The sequence below is a fragment of the Kribbella sp. NBC_00359 genome (assembly GCF_036097425.1).
Lineage (GTDB): Bacteria > Actinomycetota > Actinomycetes > Propionibacteriales > Kribbellaceae > Kribbella.
Map to the genome: position 1 here is coordinate 7,580,652 of NZ_CP107975.1, position 15,588 is coordinate 7,596,239.

Annotated in this window: 17 protein-coding genes; 6 read left to right on the forward strand and 11 right to left on the reverse strand. The window is 69.6% G+C overall.

Annotated features, from left to right (window positions below):
* Positions 1–129: 129 nt before the first annotated feature.
* From OG876_RS36895 to OG876_RS36930, 8 genes are read right to left on the reverse strand one after another with little or no spacing between them, the layout of a single operon-like run.
* The gene (locus tag OG876_RS36895; protein WP_328521342.1) at positions 130–1,272 is read right to left on the reverse strand and encodes an acyl-CoA dehydrogenase family protein; all 1,143 of its coding nucleotides are present in this window, start codon (positions 1,270–1,272) and stop codon (positions 130–132) included.
* A gap of 13 nt (positions 1,273–1,285) precedes the next feature.
* On the reverse strand, positions 1,286–2,407 hold the full coding sequence (locus tag OG876_RS36900; RefSeq protein WP_328521343.1) for a CaiB/BaiF CoA transferase family protein: 1,122 nt from the start codon (positions 2,405–2,407) through the stop codon (positions 1,286–1,288).
* A 34-nt stretch (positions 2,408–2,441) separates the two neighbouring features.
* Entirely contained in the window at positions 2,442–2,831 is a 390-nt protein-coding gene (locus tag OG876_RS36905; protein ID WP_328521344.1) for a hypothetical protein, read from the reverse strand.
* Positions 2,828–3,598 (reverse strand): SDR family oxidoreductase, encoded by a 771-nt coding sequence (locus OG876_RS36910; RefSeq protein WP_328521345.1) that lies wholly within the window; start codon positions 3,596–3,598, stop codon positions 2,828–2,830. Before OG876_RS36910 ends, OG876_RS36905 begins: the two co-directional genes overlap by 4 nt.
* 15 nt (positions 3,599–3,613) lie before the next feature.
* Positions 3,614–4,522, reverse strand: a complete 909-nt coding sequence (locus OG876_RS36915) for an RNA polymerase sigma-70 factor (RefSeq protein WP_328521346.1) — start codon at positions 4,520–4,522, stop codon at positions 3,614–3,616.
* A 4-nt stretch (positions 4,523–4,526) separates the two neighbouring features.
* Positions 4,527–5,090, reverse strand: a complete 564-nt coding sequence (locus tag OG876_RS36920; RefSeq protein ID WP_328521347.1) for a DinB family protein — start codon at positions 5,088–5,090, stop codon at positions 4,527–4,529.
* Entirely contained in the window at positions 5,087–6,538 is a 1,452-nt protein-coding gene (locus tag OG876_RS36925) for a cobyric acid synthase (protein WP_328521348.1), read from the reverse strand. The genes OG876_RS36920 and OG876_RS36925 overlap by 4 nt, the downstream gene beginning before the upstream one ends.
* A 9-nt stretch (positions 6,539–6,547) precedes the next feature.
* Positions 6,548–8,065, reverse strand: a complete 1,518-nt coding sequence (locus OG876_RS36930; RefSeq protein WP_328521349.1) for an MFS transporter — start codon at positions 8,063–8,065, stop codon at positions 6,548–6,550.
* Between the two features lie 89 nt (positions 8,066–8,154).
* Between OG876_RS36930 and OG876_RS36935 the strand changes: the two genes are divergently transcribed.
* From OG876_RS36935 to OG876_RS36955, 5 genes are all read left to right on the forward strand, one after another.
* On the forward strand, positions 8,155–8,466 hold the full coding sequence (locus OG876_RS36935) for a GNAT family N-acetyltransferase (protein ID WP_328521350.1): 312 nt from the start codon (positions 8,155–8,157) through the stop codon (positions 8,464–8,466).
* The gene (locus OG876_RS36940; protein ID WP_328521351.1) at positions 8,463–8,993 is read left to right on the forward strand and encodes a YbaK/EbsC family protein; all 531 of its coding nucleotides are present in this window, start codon (positions 8,463–8,465) and stop codon (positions 8,991–8,993) included. The genes OG876_RS36935 and OG876_RS36940 overlap by 4 nt, the downstream gene beginning before the upstream one ends.
* A gap of 22 nt (positions 8,994–9,015) precedes the next feature.
* Positions 9,016–10,578 carry a LuxR C-terminal-related transcriptional regulator gene (locus OG876_RS36945; protein WP_328521352.1) on the forward strand — a complete coding sequence of 521 codons (1,563 nt, stop codon included), beginning with the start codon at positions 9,016–9,018 and terminating at the stop codon, positions 10,576–10,578.
* 72 nt (positions 10,579–10,650) lie between these two features.
* Positions 10,651–11,748: a flavin-containing monooxygenase gene (locus tag OG876_RS36950; RefSeq protein WP_328521353.1), complete on the forward strand. Its 1,098-nt coding sequence runs from the start codon at positions 10,651–10,653 to the stop codon at positions 11,746–11,748.
* A gap of 125 nt (positions 11,749–11,873) precedes the next feature.
* Positions 11,874–12,698, forward strand: a complete 825-nt coding sequence (locus OG876_RS36955) for a helix-turn-helix domain-containing protein (RefSeq protein ID WP_328527002.1) — start codon at positions 11,874–11,876, stop codon at positions 12,696–12,698.
* Here the strand turns inward: OG876_RS36955 and OG876_RS36960 are convergent, their stop codons facing one another.
* Both OG876_RS36960 and OG876_RS36965 read right to left on the reverse strand, forming a co-directional pair.
* Positions 12,699–13,130, reverse strand: coding sequence for an organic hydroperoxide resistance protein (locus OG876_RS36960; RefSeq protein WP_328521354.1), 432 nt, complete (start codon positions 13,128–13,130; stop codon positions 12,699–12,701).
* A gap of 18 nt (positions 13,131–13,148) precedes the next feature.
* On the reverse strand, positions 13,149–14,102 hold the full coding sequence (locus tag OG876_RS36965) for a quinone oxidoreductase family protein (protein ID WP_328521355.1): 954 nt from the start codon (positions 14,100–14,102) through the stop codon (positions 13,149–13,151).
* 50 nt (positions 14,103–14,152) lie between these two features.
* Between OG876_RS36965 and OG876_RS36970 the strand changes: the two genes are divergently transcribed.
* On the forward strand, positions 14,153–14,803 hold the full coding sequence (locus tag OG876_RS36970; RefSeq protein ID WP_328521356.1) for a TetR/AcrR family transcriptional regulator: 651 nt from the start codon (positions 14,153–14,155) through the stop codon (positions 14,801–14,803).
* Here the strand turns inward: OG876_RS36970 and OG876_RS36975 are convergent.
* Positions 14,787–15,533, reverse strand: coding sequence for a sulfite exporter TauE/SafE family protein (locus OG876_RS36975; protein WP_328521357.1), 747 nt, complete (start codon positions 15,531–15,533; stop codon positions 14,787–14,789). The genes OG876_RS36970 and OG876_RS36975 overlap by 17 nt on opposite strands.
* Positions 15,534–15,588: the final 55 nt, after the last annotated feature.

Genomic DNA, 15,588 nt, shown 5'->3' on the forward strand with positions numbered 1-15,588 from the left:
CGCGGCGCTGTGTCAATCAGCTTCAGACGCGTTTCACCGCTCGGTTGATGGATCAGGCGCGGCGCTCGTTGCAGCGGGCGGGCCCACGGCGGACCGCCTGCCGGCTCCTCACCGGCAGGTGGCCGTCGGTTACACGCCCATCGTGCGGCCGATGATTTCCTTCATGATCTCGGTGGTGCCGCCGTAGATGGTCTGGATGCGGGTGTCGAGGTAGGCCTTGGCGATGGGGTACTCGGTCATGAAGCCGTAGCCGCCGTGGAGTTGCAGGCAACGGTCGACGACCTTCTGCTGGAGCTCCGTGGTCCACCATTTCGCCATCGCGGCCTCGGCCACGGTCAGCGTGCCGGCGTTCAGCTCCTGGATGCAGCGGTCGACGAAGACCCGGGCGATCTGGGTCTCGGTGGCCAGCTCGGCCAGGACGAAGCGGTTGTGCTGGAAAGAACCGATCGGTCGGCCGAAGGCCGTGCGGTCCTTCACGTAGCGCAGTGTCTGCTCGAGGACGTTCTCGCAGGCCGCGGCCGCGACGACGGCGATGGTCAGACGCTCCTGCGGCAGCTTCTCCATCAGGTAGACGAAACCGTTGCCCTCCGCACCGAGCAGGTTCGCGACCGGGACCCGGACGTTGTCGAAGAACAGCTCGGCGGTGTCCTGCGCCTTCAGTCCGATCTTGTCCAGGTTGCGGCCGCGCTCGAAGCCGGGCATCCCCCGCTCGACCACCAGCAGCGAGATGCCCTGCGCACCGGCCGCCGGATCGGTCTTGGCGACGACGATGACGAAGTCCGCGAGGATGCCGTTGGAGATGAACGTCTTCTGGCCGTTCAGCACGTAGTGATCACCGTCGCGCCGGGCCGTGGTCTGGATGCCCTGCAGGTCACTGCCGGCGCCGGGCTCGGTCATCGCGATCGCGCTGATCGTCTCCCCCGCGCAGAACGCGGGCAACCAGCGCGCCTTCTGCTCGTCGGTCGCATAGTCGAGCAGGTACGCCGAGTTGATGTCGGTGTGGATCGTGAAGCCGACCCCACTCGCGCGCGCCCTGGTCAGCTCCTCGATCAGCACCGTGTTGAACCGGAAGTCGCGCACCCCGCCACCGCCGTACTCCTCCGGCATCATGAAGCCGAGCAGACCGGCCCGACCGGCCGCCGCCCACAGCTCGCGCGGGACGATGCCGGCCGCCTCCCAGCTGTCGTGGTGCGGCACGATCTCCTTGTCGCAGAAGGCCCGCACGGTCTCCCGGAAGGCGTTGTGATCGGCATCGAACAGCTGACGTTCCACAGGGCGGTTCCTCTCAGGTCTGGATTGCGGCGCCGGTTTCGAGCAGGTCGTCGACATCGGTGATGCCCCAGTCGGTCAGGGCTTCACGGGTGTGCTGCCCGGGTCGCGCGGGCGGTCGGCCGAGGCTGGTCGGCGTACGGTCGAAGCGAGGTGCCGGTGCGGCCTGACGGACGCCGTCGTCGTCCACAAAGGTGCCTCGGGCAACGAGATGCGGATGGTCGGCGGCGAGCGGGAGGACGGGCGTGACACAGGCGTCCGAGCCGTCGAACACCGTGGCCCACTCGGCCTGGGTGCGTTGCCGGAAGGTCTCCGTCAGCACCTTCCGGAGGTCGGGCCATTGGGCCGGATCGCTGCGATCCGGCGCGGTGACGCCGAGCTTCTCGATCAGCTCGGCGTAGAACTGCGGCTCCAGCGCGCCCACCGCGACATGCTTGCCGTCCGCGGTCTCGTACACGTCGTAGAACGGCGCGCCCGTGTCGAGCAGGTTCGTGCCGCGCTCCTGCTGCCACGTCCCGGCCGCGAGTGCGCCCAGGAGCATCGTGGTCAAGTGGGCCGAACCATCGACGATCGCGGCGTCGACCACCTGACCCCGCCCACTGCGCTGGGCGTCGTGCAGGGCCGCGAGTACGCCGATCACCAGGTAGAGCGAGCCGCCGGCGAAGTCGCCGAGCAGGTTGGCCGGGACCTGCGGCGGACCGCCGGCCCGGCCGATCAGGTGCAGCGCGCCGGACAACGCGAGGTAGTCGATGTCGTGCCCGGCCGTCTGCGCGAGTGGACCGTCCTGACCCCAGCCCGTCATCCGGCCGTAGACGAGCCGTGGGTTGATCGCATGACAGTCGTCCGGTCCGACCCCGAGCCGCTCGGCAACCCCTGGCCGAAACCCTTCGACGAGTACGTCGGCTTGGGCGGCAAGGCGCCGTACGACGTCGATCGCCGCGGGGTTCTTGAGGTCCAGAGCGGCGCTGCGGCGGCCGCGGTTGACCAGATCGAGCTCCGGTGGGCCGAAGGACATGCCGCCGCCGGGGCGGTCGATCCGGAGCACGTCGGCGCCGAGCTCGGCGAGCAACATGCACGCGAACGGCGCCGGACCGAGGCCGGCCAGCTCGACCACCTTCACGCCCTCGAGTGGACCCATGCCCGCCATTGTGACAGTACTACTGTCACAATGGTCAAGTCAGCTTCCGGGCCCCCGCCAGGGCAGAGAGCGGAACCAGCACGCTGAGCGCGAGCACGACGGCTAGCGCGATCGACCAGCCCGGCTCCTCGCCCTCCAGATGGCCGAGGTGGAAGACCAGGTGCGGCGCCGCGTAGGCGAGGTAGGCCACGAGCGCGACCACGACGAGGAAACGGTCGAAGCGGATCGCCGCGGCCGCGAGGACGATGCCGAGACCGAGGGTCGCTCCGCCGAAATCGTGGAACAGATGATCGCTGTACGGCGGGGTCCAGTCGACCGTCGGCACGTGGTCGTAGAACGTCTTCGGGACGACCGTGAGCCACAGGCCGAGGATCACCTCGTAGGCGGCGAGGATCACCAGGACCGTCCGGATGTAGGTCCTCATGACTTCGCTCCGAGGTAGTCCTCGAAGGTGATCCGACCGTACGGCGCTCCGTCGACGAGAGCGCCGCCGGACGCAAAGGCACGGAAGGCCTTGCCTGGCACGCGGATCGGGACGACCCGCCGGCGGACGACCGGCGCGGCGGCGGTCGTCCGCGCTGACAACCACGCGCGCGCCAGGTCCGGCGCCGGGCGCCGATCCGGGCCGCCGATGTCGGGAGCCCGGCCTTCGACCGGTGGTTCATCGACCAGTCCGGTGAGGCGGACGGCGACGTCCTCGACGGCGATCGGCTGGAGGATGATCGCCGGAGCGAGCAGCGCCGGAAGGAATCGCTGCGCCGTGAAGATCCGGTCGAGCAGGTTGTGGAACTGGGTCGCTCGCTGGATCGTGTACGGCGCGCCGGAGTCCGCGACGAGGCGCTCGACCGCGAGTTTGGTGCGGTAGTACGGCATCGGGATGCGGTCGATGCCGGTGATCGACATCAGCACGAGGTGTGTTGTCCGCGGTAGGACGGCGAGCAGATTGCGTGCGTGCTGGACGTCGCGACGCCCGAGGCTGGTGGCCAGGTGCACGACCGTGCCGACGCCCTCGACCGCAGCCGGCAGGCCCACGCCGGTCATGAGGTCGCCGGTCACCCACTCCGAACCCGCGGGCCGGCCGGCCGGCGCGCGGCGGCTGAGGATTCGGACTTGGTGGCCAGTCGCCACCAGGTGGTCGACGGTCGGGCGCCCGAGCGCTCCGGTGCCGCCTGTGACGAGGATGGAGGTCATCTGGAGTCCTTTCGGTCACCAGCTCAGATCCGGCAGCCCACCGATTCGTGACAGCTGGGCGGCGGCGAAGGCGAGCTTGTCCGGGTTCATCACGAAGCGCAGGTCGGTCACACCGTCCGGTCCGGCGTCGACGAAGCAGATCGCCACGACTCCCTCGGGGCCGACAGCAACCAGTGCGGGCCGGCCGTTCGCCTCGGCCAGGTGCGGCTCGATCCCGGCGCCGAAGCGCTGGAGCGTACCGATCAGGTAGCGGGCGACCCGATCCCGGCCGGCGACCGGGTTCCGGGCCGCGACGACCTTGCCGCCGCCGTCCGCCGTGGACACCACGTCCGCGGCGAGCAACCGCTCCAGCTCCTCGATCTCACCGAGGCGCGCCGCCGCGAGGAACCGCTCCACGAGCTTCCGCCAGCCGGCTCGGTCGACAGGCTGATCACGTCGCGGCTCGGCCGCCAGTCGTTTTCCCGCACGCGATGCGAGTTGCCGCGCGTTGGCCTCGGTGGTGCCGATCAGCTCGGCGACCTCGCGGTGGCTGTAGGCGAACGCCTCGCGCAGGACGTACGCCGCCCGCTCGGCCGGCGTGAGCCGTTCGAGCAACAACAGCAGCGCGAACGACACGGACTCGCGCTCCGCGACGACCTCCAGCGGCCCGAGCGCGTCGAACTCCGCCCGCCCGGTCAGCACCGGCTCCGGCAACCACTCCCCCACATACGTCTCCCGCCGTACCCGGGCCGAGGTCAGCTGCTTCATCGACAGATTCGTGACCACCTTCGCCAGGTAGGCGGCCGGGTCGCGCACGGTCGAGCGGTCGGCGCCCTGCCAGCGCAGCCAGGCGTCCTGCACGATCTCCTCGGCGTCGGTGGCCGTCCCCAGCATCCGGTAGGCGATCCCGAACAGCCGTCCCCGCAGGCGCTCGAAGTCATCCACGGATTCAGTCTGTCAGGAAGGTCTCCGCCGCCCGCTGGATCTTGGTGTAGTACTCCGACCAGGCCGCCTCGTCGAGCATGTCCGCGTCCGCGCCACCCTGACCGTCGATCAGCTCTCGCACGATGTCCGCGTGGCCGGCGTGATGCGCGGTCTCGTCGACAACCCGGACCAGCAACGCGCCGAACGTCGTACGTCGCTCGCCCTCGGGCCAGTGTGGCACCTCAGCCGGCGTGTCCAGGTCGAGCTCGGCGATGGACCGATCGCTGTGTGCGCATGCCTCGCGGTAGAGGTCGGTGATGTAGTCCGTCGACTCGGATGGCAGCGCCCACATGTCGGCGCCCGCCCAGACCGAGAGGTCTTCCTCCCACGGCAGCACCTTCCCCGGCGGCCGGCCGACGCTCGTCCCGAGGTACACGTATTCGATGCCGACCAGATGCTTGACCAATCCCAGCAGGTTGGTCCCCGACGGCACCATCGGCCGGCGCCGGTCGTACTCACTCAGTCCGTCGAGCTTCGCGAGCAGCAGCGCGCGGGTCGCCTGGAGATAGTTGTGCAGGTCGGACTTCATGGGGCTCCCGGTGGGACGAACGGAACCGGCGGCGGACCCGTCTCGATCAACCGCATCAGCGCCGTGGTGTCGGCGTACTCGTCGATCATGTCGGCCAGGCGGTCCAATCGGGCCGCCCGCAACGCCGCGAAGGAGACCGTACCGTCGGGCGCGGGTTTGCCGGTCAGCCGCGCGACCTCGCCGAGGAACCCGTGCCGGGTGGCGTCGTCGTCGAGCAGGCCGTGCCAGATGGTCCCCCAGGTGTTGCCGGCGCGGCAGCCGCCCGGGAAGGCCGTCGCGTCGCCGGTGACCGTGACCACGCCGTGGTGGATCTCGTACGCCGTGGGCGCCGAACGAGCCAGCGTCTTCTCCGCCCGGAAAGTCGTTGCGACGGGCAACAAACCGAGGCCGGTGTGATCACCACCGCCCTCGACTGCATCGGGATCGGAGATCGCACCACCAAGAGCCTGGTAGCCGCCGCAGATGCCGAGCACTGGCCGCCCGGCCGCGACTCGGGCCGCCACGGCCTCGGCCAGGCCGTGCGACCGCAGCCACTCCAGATCGGACACGGTCGCCCGCGAGCCGGGAAGCACGACGAGATCCGCGTCGCGGACCTCGGCGGGGCTCGTGGTGAAGAAGACGCTGTTGGTCGGTTCGACCGCCAGCGCGTCCAGATCGGTGAAGTTGCTGATCCGCGGGAACCTGACCACGGCGACGGTGAGCAGGTCGGCCGGGGAGCTTCGCCGTACGGGGATGTCCAGCGCGTCCTCCGAGTCCAGCCAGAGCTCGGGCAACCACGGGAGGACGCCGTACGTCGGACGGCCGGTGACCGCGGTGAGCATGTCGATCCCGGGCTGCAGGAGCGAGACGTCGCCACGGAACTTGTTCACCAGGAAGCCGCTGATCAGCCCCTGGTCGGCGGCGTCCAGCAACGCGACCGTGCCGAACATCGACGCGAACACTCCCCCGCGATCGATGTCCCCGACCACGACCACCGGAGCCTTGCTGTGCTGCGCGAGCCCCATGTTCACGTAGTCGGACCGGCGCAGGTTGATCTCCGTCGGACTGCCGGCGCCTTCACTGATCACCACGTCGTACCTCGACGCCAGGTCGTCGTACGCCGCGAAGGCCGCCTTGGCGAGCTCGGCCCGCTCGGTCAGGAACCCGCGGGCCGACAGCTCACCCCAGGGCTCCCCCATCAGGACGACGTGACTGCGGTGATCGCTGCCCGGTTTGAGCAGGACCGGGTTCATCGCGGCCTCCGGCTCGGCGCCGGCCGCGACGGCCTGAATCCACTGCGCCCGGCCGATCTCGGCGCCGTCGGCACAGACCATCGAGTTGTTCGACATGTTCTGCGCCTTGTACGGCGCCACCCGGACGCCCTGCCGGGCCAGCCACCGGCACAACCCCGTCACCACGGTCGTCTTGCCCGCGTCGGACGTCGTACCGGCGATCAGCAGTGAACCCACGCAGTCATCTTAGGGTTCGTCGGTGCTTGAGAATCTTGGCCTTGCACCCTGGAAGCGGGTACCCGAGCCACCGGTCGCCGACAGCGGCTTGGCGACGTTCTCCAGGGACTGGCCTTCCGCGTCCACGCCGAAGATCCACGCGATGATGCCGCCGGCCAGCATGACGACAGCGCCGATGATGTAACCGATGGTCAGCGGTCCCCTGGCCGGGTTGTCGCCCGAACCGATCAGCGAGGCGAACAGGAACGGCGCGATCACACCGCCGGCCAGCTGCGAGATCGCGAAGAAGAACGAGATCGCCTGCCCGCGCAGCTCGATCGGGAAGATCTCACTCACCGTCAGGTACGCCGACGACGCGCCGGCCGAGGCGAAGAAGAACACCACGCACCACAACCCGGTCAGCGTCGCGGCGTTCAGCGCGCCGGCGTTGAACAGCAGCGCGGTGACGAACAGCACCACGGCCGCGACCGAGTACGTGCCGAAGATCATCTTCCGCCGGCCGATGGTGTCGAAGAAGTGGCCGAGCAGCAGCGGTCCGGCCAGGTTGCCGATCGCGAACGGGAAGAAGTACAGCGCGATGCTGGAGTCGTTCAGCCCGAAGTACGCCTTCAGCACCAGCGCGTAGGTGAAGAAGATCGCGTTGTAGAGGAACGCCTGGGTGACCATCATCGAGAAACCGAGGAACGACCGGCTGCGGTAGTCGCGCAGCATCACCCGGGCGATCTCGCGGTACGTCACCGGCGGGTAGTCGACCAGGTTGATCGCCTCGTCGTCGGACACCTCCCGCAGCTCGCCGCCTTGGCGCCGGACCGTCGCCTCGATGTCGTCGACCGTGCGCTCGGCCTCGTCGATCCGGCCGTGGGTCATCAGCCAGCGCGGGCTCTCCGGGATGTGCCGGCGCAGGTAGATGATCATCAGGCCCATCACCGGGCCGATCAGGAAGCACAGCCGCCAGCCCCACTCGACCGGGACGATGTCGGTGTTCAGGAACACCAGGCCGACCGAGGAGCCGATCAGCGCGCCGGCCCAGTAGGTACCGTTCACACCGATGTCGACCCGGCCGCGATAGCGAGACGGGATCAGTTCGTCGATCGCCGAGTTGATCGCGGCGTACTCACCGCCGATGCCCATTCCCGCGATGAAGCGGAAGGTCAGCAGCGACAAGAGGTTCCACGACAGGCCGGCCAGACCGGAGGCGATCAGGTAGACCATCAGCGTGATGATGAACAGGCTGCGCCGGCCCCACTTGTCGGTGAGCCGGCCGAAGACCAGCGCGCCGACCACCTCGCCGGCCAGGTAGACCGAGGCCATCAGGCCGACCTCGGACGTGGTCAGGTGCAGGGTCTGCGGCTCCTTGAGCACGTTGCCGACCAGCGAGACCAGCTGGATCTCCAGGCCGTCCAGGATCCAGGAGACGCCCAGACCGACGACGATCATCCAGTGGAACCGGGTCCAGGGCAGCCGGTCCATCCGGGCCGGCACAAGGCTCGGTATCGCCCGGCCTTCTTCCAACGCGTGCTCGCTCATCCCTGCTCCTTCCGCGGCTCGGTCCTTCGACCCCGTACCCCGGGAGTCACAAATCTCAAACCCAGAGTGAGACTGGCTAGAGTTGCGGCATGGAGAACGAGATCAAGGTGGTCGACGCCAAGGAGCACAGCCGGTACGAGGCGCTGGACGCCGACGGCAGCCTGATGGGATTCGTCGACTACCGTCTGCACCCGGGTGTGATCAGCTTCCTGCACGCCGAGACCCTGCCCGCCTTCCGCGGCCGCGGCGTGGCCGGCCGGATCGCGACGAAATCGCTCGACGACGCCCGCGCCCTCGGCCTGCGGGTCAGGCCGGCCTGCCCGTTCTATCAGGACTATCTCGAGCAGCACCCCGAGTACGCCGACCTGGTCAAGTACCCCGGCGAAGAGGCGGCGCAGTGACCGCACCGGTGATGGGCAAGGTCGAGTGGCAGCCGACCGCGGACGTACCGGGGTTGCTCGCGGCGCCGGTGCGTGCGGCGCTCGGTGAGATCCCGGCGTACGCCGCCGCGATCGACCCCGGTCTGGCCGACACCGCCGCCTTCTGCGCGGAGTACGACGTACCGATGGCCGCGTCGGCGAACTGCGTGATCGTGCTCGGCAAGCGGGCCGGTGAGGCGACGTACGCCGCCGTCCTGGTGCTGGCCACCGACCGGGCCGACGTGAACGGCGTGATCCGCAAGCACCTCGGCGTGCGGAAGATCTCCTTCGCCGCGCAGGACGACGCGGTCGCCTCGACCGGCATGGAGTACGGCGGAATCACGCCGATCGGACTGCCCGCGGACTGGCCGGTCCTGGTGGACGAGGCGGTCGCGCAGGCCGGGCCGGTGGTGATCGGCAGCGGCATCCGCGGTTCCAAGCTGCTGCTCGACGGCGCCGAGCTGGCGAAGTTGCCAACGGCAACCGTGCTGGACCTGGCCCAGCACTGATGGTGGACCGGGGCGGGGTGCGATGGAGCAGTACGACTGGCCCGCGGAGTACGCGGAGCTGACCGCCGCCGACCGGCGCGGTCAGCTCCCGCCGGAGGACCTGGACCGGCTGGCCGTCGCCGCGTTCGTCCTCGGTCACGACGACCAGGTCGCGGGATACCGCGAGCGGGCCCACGAGGAGCACCTAGCGCGCGGGGACGTGGTGCGGGCGGTCCGGAGCGCCTTCTGGCTCGGGTTCCATCTGCAGCAGCACGGCGAGCTGGCTCGGGCGGCCGGCTGGCGGGCCCGGATCGGGCGTCTGGTCCCCGACGACAACAGTGAACTGTCCGGTCTGCTCCTGATGGCCGACGCCGCCCTGCTGATGAACACCGGCGACCCGGCCGCCGGACTCCCCCTGTTCGACCGATGCATTCCCCTGGCCGTGGATCCGAACACGATTGCCCTGGGCACCCTCGGCCGCGGCAACTGCCTGGGGATGCTGGGCCGCCATGCCGAAGCCCTCACCGCGCTCGACGAGGCGATGGTGACCGTCACCGGCAGCGGCGTCGGGCCAGAGGTCGCCGGCATGGCCTACTGCTCGGTGATCGACGTCTGCATGCGGATGTATGACGTACGCCGGGCACAGGAGTGGACACAGGCGTTGACCGGCTGGTGCGACGAGCAGTCCGGCCTGGTTCCCTATCGCGGGGTGTGTCTGGTGCATCGGGCGCAGATCCTGCAGTTGCGCGGCGCGTGGTCGGAAGCGGCCGGCGCTGCGGAGGACGCATGTCGCCGGCTGTCCCCTGGTGCGGTCGGATCCGCGTGGTACCGGCTGGCCGAAGTGGAACGTCATCGCGGTCGCTACGCGGCGGCGGAACGTGCCTACCAGGCGGCGGGCAGCGACGGCGCTGAAGTGCAGCCCGGACTGTCCCGCTTGCGAGCCGCGCAGGGTAACCACGGCGCGGCGATCGCCGGGCTCGAACGCGCCTTGGCCGAGGATCCACTCTCGCAGAACCGTCCGGTGCTGCTCGCGGCCAGAGTCGAAGTGGCGATCGAGTGTGGCGACCGCGAGACCGCCCGGGCGGCGGCTTCCGAGCTGGGTGAGTTCGCCCGCGCGGATTCGCCGTACCTCCAGGCCCTGGCGGCGTACTCGGAGGGCGCGGCGCGGATCGCGTGCGGCGATCCACGCGGCGCGATCCCAGCCCTGCGGCGGGCGTGGTCGCTGTGGCAGCAACTCGAGATGCCGTACGAAGGCGCGCGTACCCGGCTCCTGGTCGGGCGGGCCTGCCGCGCACTCGGTGACGTCGACGCCGAGCAGATGGAGATCGACAGTGCGCGGGCGGTGTTCGAGCGACTCGGTGCGGTGGCCGACCTGGCCGCGCTCGACCAGTCGGATCGGACCGGTGGGCTCAGCCCGCGCGAACTCGAGGTGCTGCGGTTGCTCGCCACCGGCGCGACGAATCGGGCGGTCGCCGACCAGCTGTTCCTCAGTGAGCGGACTGTCGCCCGCCACGTCAGCAACATCTTCGGCAAGCTCGGTGTCTCCAGCCGGGCCGCCGCGACGGCGTACGCGTATGAGCACGGCCTCGTGTCTGGGCAGAAATGACCACGCCGCTCGGCGCGGAGATGGCGTGGTCGGTCGATGTGGCGGCAGGGTCCGCAGTCCTACGGTGCTGTCATGAACAGGGTCGGGACTGTGGTGATCGGAGCCGGACAGGCCGGCCTGGTGATGGGGTATTACCTGCGCCAGGCGGGCGAGGATTTCGTCGTACTCGATGCCGATGAGCGAGTCGGTGACTGCTGGCGGAAGCGGTACGACTCGTTGCGGCTGTTCAGCCGGCCGCGCTACGCCAGCCTGCCCGGGCTGCGAATCGGCACGCGGGACTGTCCGACGCGCGACGAGATGGCCGACTATCTGGAGCGGTACGCCGTTCACCACGAGCTGCCGGTCCGCACCGGCGTACGGGTGACGCGGCTGTCCCGCGACGACCAGGGCTTCGTGATCGAGACCAGTGACGGCACCTGCCACGCCGATCAGGTCGTCGTTGCGGCCGGCATGCACACGAAGGAACGACGGCCGTCGTTCGCGGGCGAGCTCGATCCCGCGATCCGGCAGCTGCACTCGATGGAGTACCGGAATCCGGAGCAGCTCGCGGACGGGACGGTGCTCGTGGTCGGCGCTGCCAACTCCGGGACCGACATCGCCCTCGAGGCGGTCAAGACGCATCGCACCCTGCTCGCCGGGCGCCATCCGGGTCAGGTGCCGGTCGACATCGACTCGACCACCGGGCGTCTGTTCACGCCGCTGGTGATGTTCCTCTTCAAGTACGTGTTCACCCGCGCGAGGTCGGTCGGACGGAAGGCGATCGCGAACGCGGAGCAGAACGGTCTCCCGCTGACCCGGAACAAGCTGGCACACCTCGACGCGGCCGGCATCACCCGGCTAAGCCGGATCGCGGGCGTCCGTGACGGCTTGCCGGTGACGGCGGACGGCGACGTACTCGAGGACGTCACCACCGTGGTGTGGTGCACCGGCTCCGTTCCGGACCACAGTTGGATCGACCTGCCGGTGGGATCCGACGACGGGCGGCCGCGGCATGTGCGCGGGGTTTCGCCGGACGAGCCGGGGCTGCTGTTCCTCGGGCTGGACTTCCAGTACGCGATCGCGTCATCGACCATCCAGGGCGTCGACCGGGACGCCCGCTACCTGGTCCGGCGGATCCGCGATCTCGCTCGGCGGAGCGCCGACCGGCCCGTTGCCGTGGACAGGCGGTAGCATCGCGGGCTGAAATGGGTGAGTGGACGGGTGCGGGCATTTCTACCGACCCCGAGCGAAGCGAGGGTGCGGGTGAACTCTTGACGGTGAGTGGTGGCGACGGCGGTCCGACCGCGCTCAGGATCATGCTCGGCGGACAGCTGCGGCGGATGCGGGAGCAGGCCGGGATCAGTCGCGCCGACGCGGGCTGGCAGATCCGCGCCTCCGAGTCCAAGGTGAGCCGGATGGAGCTCGGCCGGGTCGGGTTCAAGGAACGCGATGTCAGCGACCTGCTCGAGCTCTACGGGATGGCCGACGACGAGGAACGCTTCCGGCTGATGGAGCTGGCCCGGGCCGCGAACAACCCGGGCTGGTGGTCCCGGTACGGCGACGTGATGCCGAGCTGGTTCACCAACTACGTCGGCCTCGAGGTCGCGGCGACGCTGATCCGGACCTACGAGGTGATGTTCGTCCCCGGCCTGCTGCAGACCGAGGAGTACGCGCGTGCCGTCGTCCAGCTCGGCAAGTCGTACCTGCCGAGTGCGGAGGTCGATCAGCGGGTCGCGCTGCGGGTGACCCGGCAGCAGATCCTGACCCGGCCGAACCCGGCCCGCCTGTGGGTGGTCATCGACGAGTCGGTGCTGCATCGCCCGGTCGGTGGCGAGGACGTCCTGCGGGCCCAGATCGAGCACCTGCTCAAGTGGGCCGCGCAGCCGAACATCACGTTGCAGGTGATGCCGTTCAGCAGCATCGGGTATCCGGGCGCGGGTGGCGCGTTCAGCATCCTGCGGTTCCCCGAGGGGGACCTGCCGGACGTCGTCTACATCGAGCACGCGGCCAGTGCGCTGTACCTGGACAAGCTCGACGAGGTGGACGAGTACGTCGCGATCATGGAGGGGCTCACGATCGCGGCCGCACCCGTCTCGGCGACCGAGGGCCTGCTCAAAGAGGCCCTGGCGCGGATGGACTGATCACTCGACCTCGAGGTCGACCTTGATGTTGCCGCGGGTGGCGTTGGAGTACGGGCAGACCTCGTGGGCCTTGGCGACGAGCTCCTCGGCGACCGCACGCTCGACGCCGGGCAGGCTGACCACCAGCGCGACCTCGAGGCCGTAGCCGGCACCGCCGTTGATCGGGCCGATGCCCACCTCGGCGGTGACGGTCGAGCCGTCGGCGTCCTGGCGGGCCCTCCGGGCGACCACCTTCAGCGCGCTGTGGAAGCAGGCCGCGTAGCCGGCCGCGAACAGCTGCTCCGGGTTGGTGCCCTGGCCGTTGCCGCCCATCTCGACCGGCGGCGCGACGGTGACGTCGAGCTTCCCGTCGTTGGTCGCGACCTTGCCGTCGCGACCGCCGTGGGCGGTGGCGTGAGCGGTGTACAGAACCTTCTCTACTGCAATCGTCATGTGTTGGGTCTCCAGCTTTCAGTGGGAGGGGTCGAGCACGAGCTTGCCGACCGTGCGGCGGGCTCGCATGTCTTGGTGGGCGGTGGCGATGTCGGACAGCGCGTACTCGCCGCCGACGATCGGTCGGAGCTGGCCGGCCGCGGTCAGCTCGAACAGTTCGGCCAGCGGGTCGCCGAGCGACGCGGGGTTCGCGAAGCAGTCGGCCAGCCAGAAGCCGGAGATCGTCTTCGAGCCCTTCATCAACCGGCTCGGGTCGATCGGCGCGGCGGACTCGCGGGACGCGGCACCGAAGGTGACCAGCCGGCCGAACCGGGCCAGCGCGGCGAACGACTCGTCGAAGGTCCAGCCACCGACCATCTCCAGCACGATGTCGACGCGCTTGCCGCCGTTCGCCTCGATGATGCGGTCCTTCAGGCCGTCCGGCGTACCGTCGATCGCGGCGTCGGCGCCGAGCTCGAGCACCTGCTTGCGCTTCTCGTCCGACGACGCGGTCGCGATCACGCGGCCGGCGCCCCACAACTTGGCGAGCTGTACGGCGAGCGAGCCGACCCCGCCGGCACCCGCGTGCACCAGGACGGACTCACCGGGCTGGAGGTGCGTGGAGGTCTTGAGCAGGTGCCAGGCGGTGGTGCCCTGCAGCACGAGGGCGAGCGCCTGGCCGTCGGTGACAGCTTCGGGGACGTCCCAGACGTACGGCGCGTGCGCGACGGCCTTCTCGGCGTACCCGCCGGATCCGACCAGGGCGACGACGCGGCGGCCGTCCTCGGTGTGACCGACGACCTCACCACCCGGGATCAGCGGGAGCTCCGTCTTCGAGAGGTAGCTGTTCTCGACCTGATGCGTGTCGGCGTAGTTGATGCCGGCGCGATCGACAGTGATCAGGACCTGGCCGTCACCGGCGACCGGCTCCGCGACGTCGCTGACCTTCAGGACCTCGGGTCCGCCGAACTCGGTGATCTGAATAGCTCGCATACACCGTACTATACACTGTACGTTAAGAGCTTCGAAGGGAGATGGGTCACATGGCGCGGACGCCGCGCAACACGCTCAGCGCCGACCTGATCGTGCGCACCGCGCTCGAGCTGATGGAGGGCAAAGGCACGGACGCCCTCAGCCTTCGCGGCGTCGCCGCCGAGCTCGGGGTGGGCCCGATGGCGCTCTACACCTACTTCCGCAACAAGGACGACCTGTACGACGCCGTGCGTGACCACCTGATGGGGCTGCTGCCCGCCGTACCGCAGGATGCGTCGTGGCCCGACCAGGTCCGCGCGGTCTGCCGGTCGCTGCGGCTGCTGATGCTGCAACATCCTTGCCTTGCGCAACTACTTGCGGGGCGGCCGTTGAGCGGGCACGAGACCGCCCGGGTGGCCGAGGGGCTGCTCGGCGTACTGCTGGCCGCCGGGTTCGACGCGCAGACGGCGGCGCGGACGCACACCACGCTGTTCACCTATGTGCTCGGGGCAACGTCCTGGGAGATCCAGATGGCCGCCGAGCGCCGGGACCCGGACAGTTGGCGGCGGCTGCGGACGACGATGGAGTCGCTGTCGGCGCGGGAGTTCCCGTCGGTGGTCGAGCTCGCGCCGGAGCTGGCGCGGACGACCGGTGGCGACGAGCAGTTCGACTACGGGCTGGATCTGCTGCTGGCGGGATTGCAGGTCAGAAGACCAGCGTGACGATGGCGAGGATGCCGATGCAGACGATCAGTGCGCGCAACGCGATCGGTGGCAGCTTGCGGCCGTAGCGGGCACCGACGAAGCCGCCGATGGTCGAGCCGACCGCGATCAGCCCGGCGGCGAGCCAGTCGACGTCGCCGACGATGATGAACAGGATCGCGGCCACCGAGTTCACGACCGTGGCGAGGACGTTCTTCAGGCCGTTCATCCGCTGCAGGTTCGGGTCCAGGCCGAGGCCGAGGATCGCCATCAGCAGGACGCCTTGCGCGGCACCGAAGTACCCGCCGTAGACGCCGGTCGCGAAGACCGCGGGAATCACCCACCAGGCACCGCGGTGCACGTGCGTCGGCACGCTGATCCACCGTGAGAGCAAGGGCTGGAACGCGACCAGCACGCAGCCGAGCAGGATCAGGACCGGTACGACGGCGTGGAACGCGGAGTCGGGCAGGGTCAGCAACAGCACTGCGCCGAGGATGCCGCCGAGCAGCGAGGCCGGGATCAGCCGGATCATGCGGCCGCGTTGCCCCTGGAGTTCGCGTCGGTAGCCGATCGCGCCGGCGGCCGTGCCCGGGGCGAGGCCGATGGTGTTGCTGACGTTCGCCAGCACGGGTGGGATGCCGACGGCAAGCAACGCGGGGAAGGTCAGCAGGGTGCCCGATCCCACCACGGCGTTGATCGTGCCTGCGCCCATCCCCGCCACCAGGACGAACAGCGCCTCGAACCATGTCATCGCTGCCCGACTTTACGCACCTGACCGCACCGCCCGCTCACCAGTCCGTCCGTTG

What these genes read in the sequence shown, in the direction of transcription:
- OG876_RS36900 (WP_328521343.1), bottom strand. Translation starts at nt 2,407, where the DNA reads ATGGGTCCACTCGAGGGCGTGAAGGTGGTCGAGCTGGCCGGCCTCGGT.
- OG876_RS36905 (WP_328521344.1), bottom strand. Translation starts at nt 2,831, where the DNA reads ATGAGGACCTACATCCGGACGGTCCTGGTGATCCTCGCCGCCTACGAG.
- OG876_RS36910 (WP_328521345.1), bottom strand. Translation starts at nt 3,598, where the DNA reads ATGACCTCCATCCTCGTCACAGGCGGCACCGGAGCGCTCGGGCGCCCG.
- OG876_RS36920 (WP_328521347.1), bottom strand. Translation starts at nt 5,090, where the DNA reads ATGAAGTCCGACCTGCACAACTATCTCCAGGCGACCCGCGCGCTGCTG.
- OG876_RS36930 (WP_328521349.1), bottom strand. Translation starts at nt 8,065, where the DNA reads ATGAGCGAGCACGCGTTGGAAGAAGGCCGGGCGATACCGAGCCTTGTG.
- OG876_RS36935 (WP_328521350.1), top strand. Translation starts at nt 8,155, where the DNA reads ATGGAGAACGAGATCAAGGTGGTCGACGCCAAGGAGCACAGCCGGTAC.
- OG876_RS36945 (WP_328521352.1), top strand. Translation starts at nt 9,016, where the DNA reads ATGGAGCAGTACGACTGGCCCGCGGAGTACGCGGAGCTGACCGCCGCC.
- OG876_RS36950 (WP_328521353.1), top strand. Translation starts at nt 10,651, where the DNA reads ATGAACAGGGTCGGGACTGTGGTGATCGGAGCCGGACAGGCCGGCCTG.
- OG876_RS36955 (WP_328527002.1), top strand. Translation starts at nt 11,874, where the DNA reads ATGCTCGGCGGACAGCTGCGGCGGATGCGGGAGCAGGCCGGGATCAGT.
- OG876_RS36960 (WP_328521354.1), bottom strand. Translation starts at nt 13,130, where the DNA reads ATGACGATTGCAGTAGAGAAGGTTCTGTACACCGCTCACGCCACCGCC.
- OG876_RS36965 (WP_328521355.1), bottom strand. Translation starts at nt 14,102, where the DNA reads ATGCGAGCTATTCAGATCACCGAGTTCGGCGGACCCGAGGTCCTGAAG.
- OG876_RS36970 (WP_328521356.1), top strand. Translation starts at nt 14,153, where the DNA reads ATGGCGCGGACGCCGCGCAACACGCTCAGCGCCGACCTGATCGTGCGC.
- OG876_RS36975 (WP_328521357.1), bottom strand. Translation starts at nt 15,533, where the DNA reads ATGACATGGTTCGAGGCGCTGTTCGTCCTGGTGGCGGGGATGGGCGCA.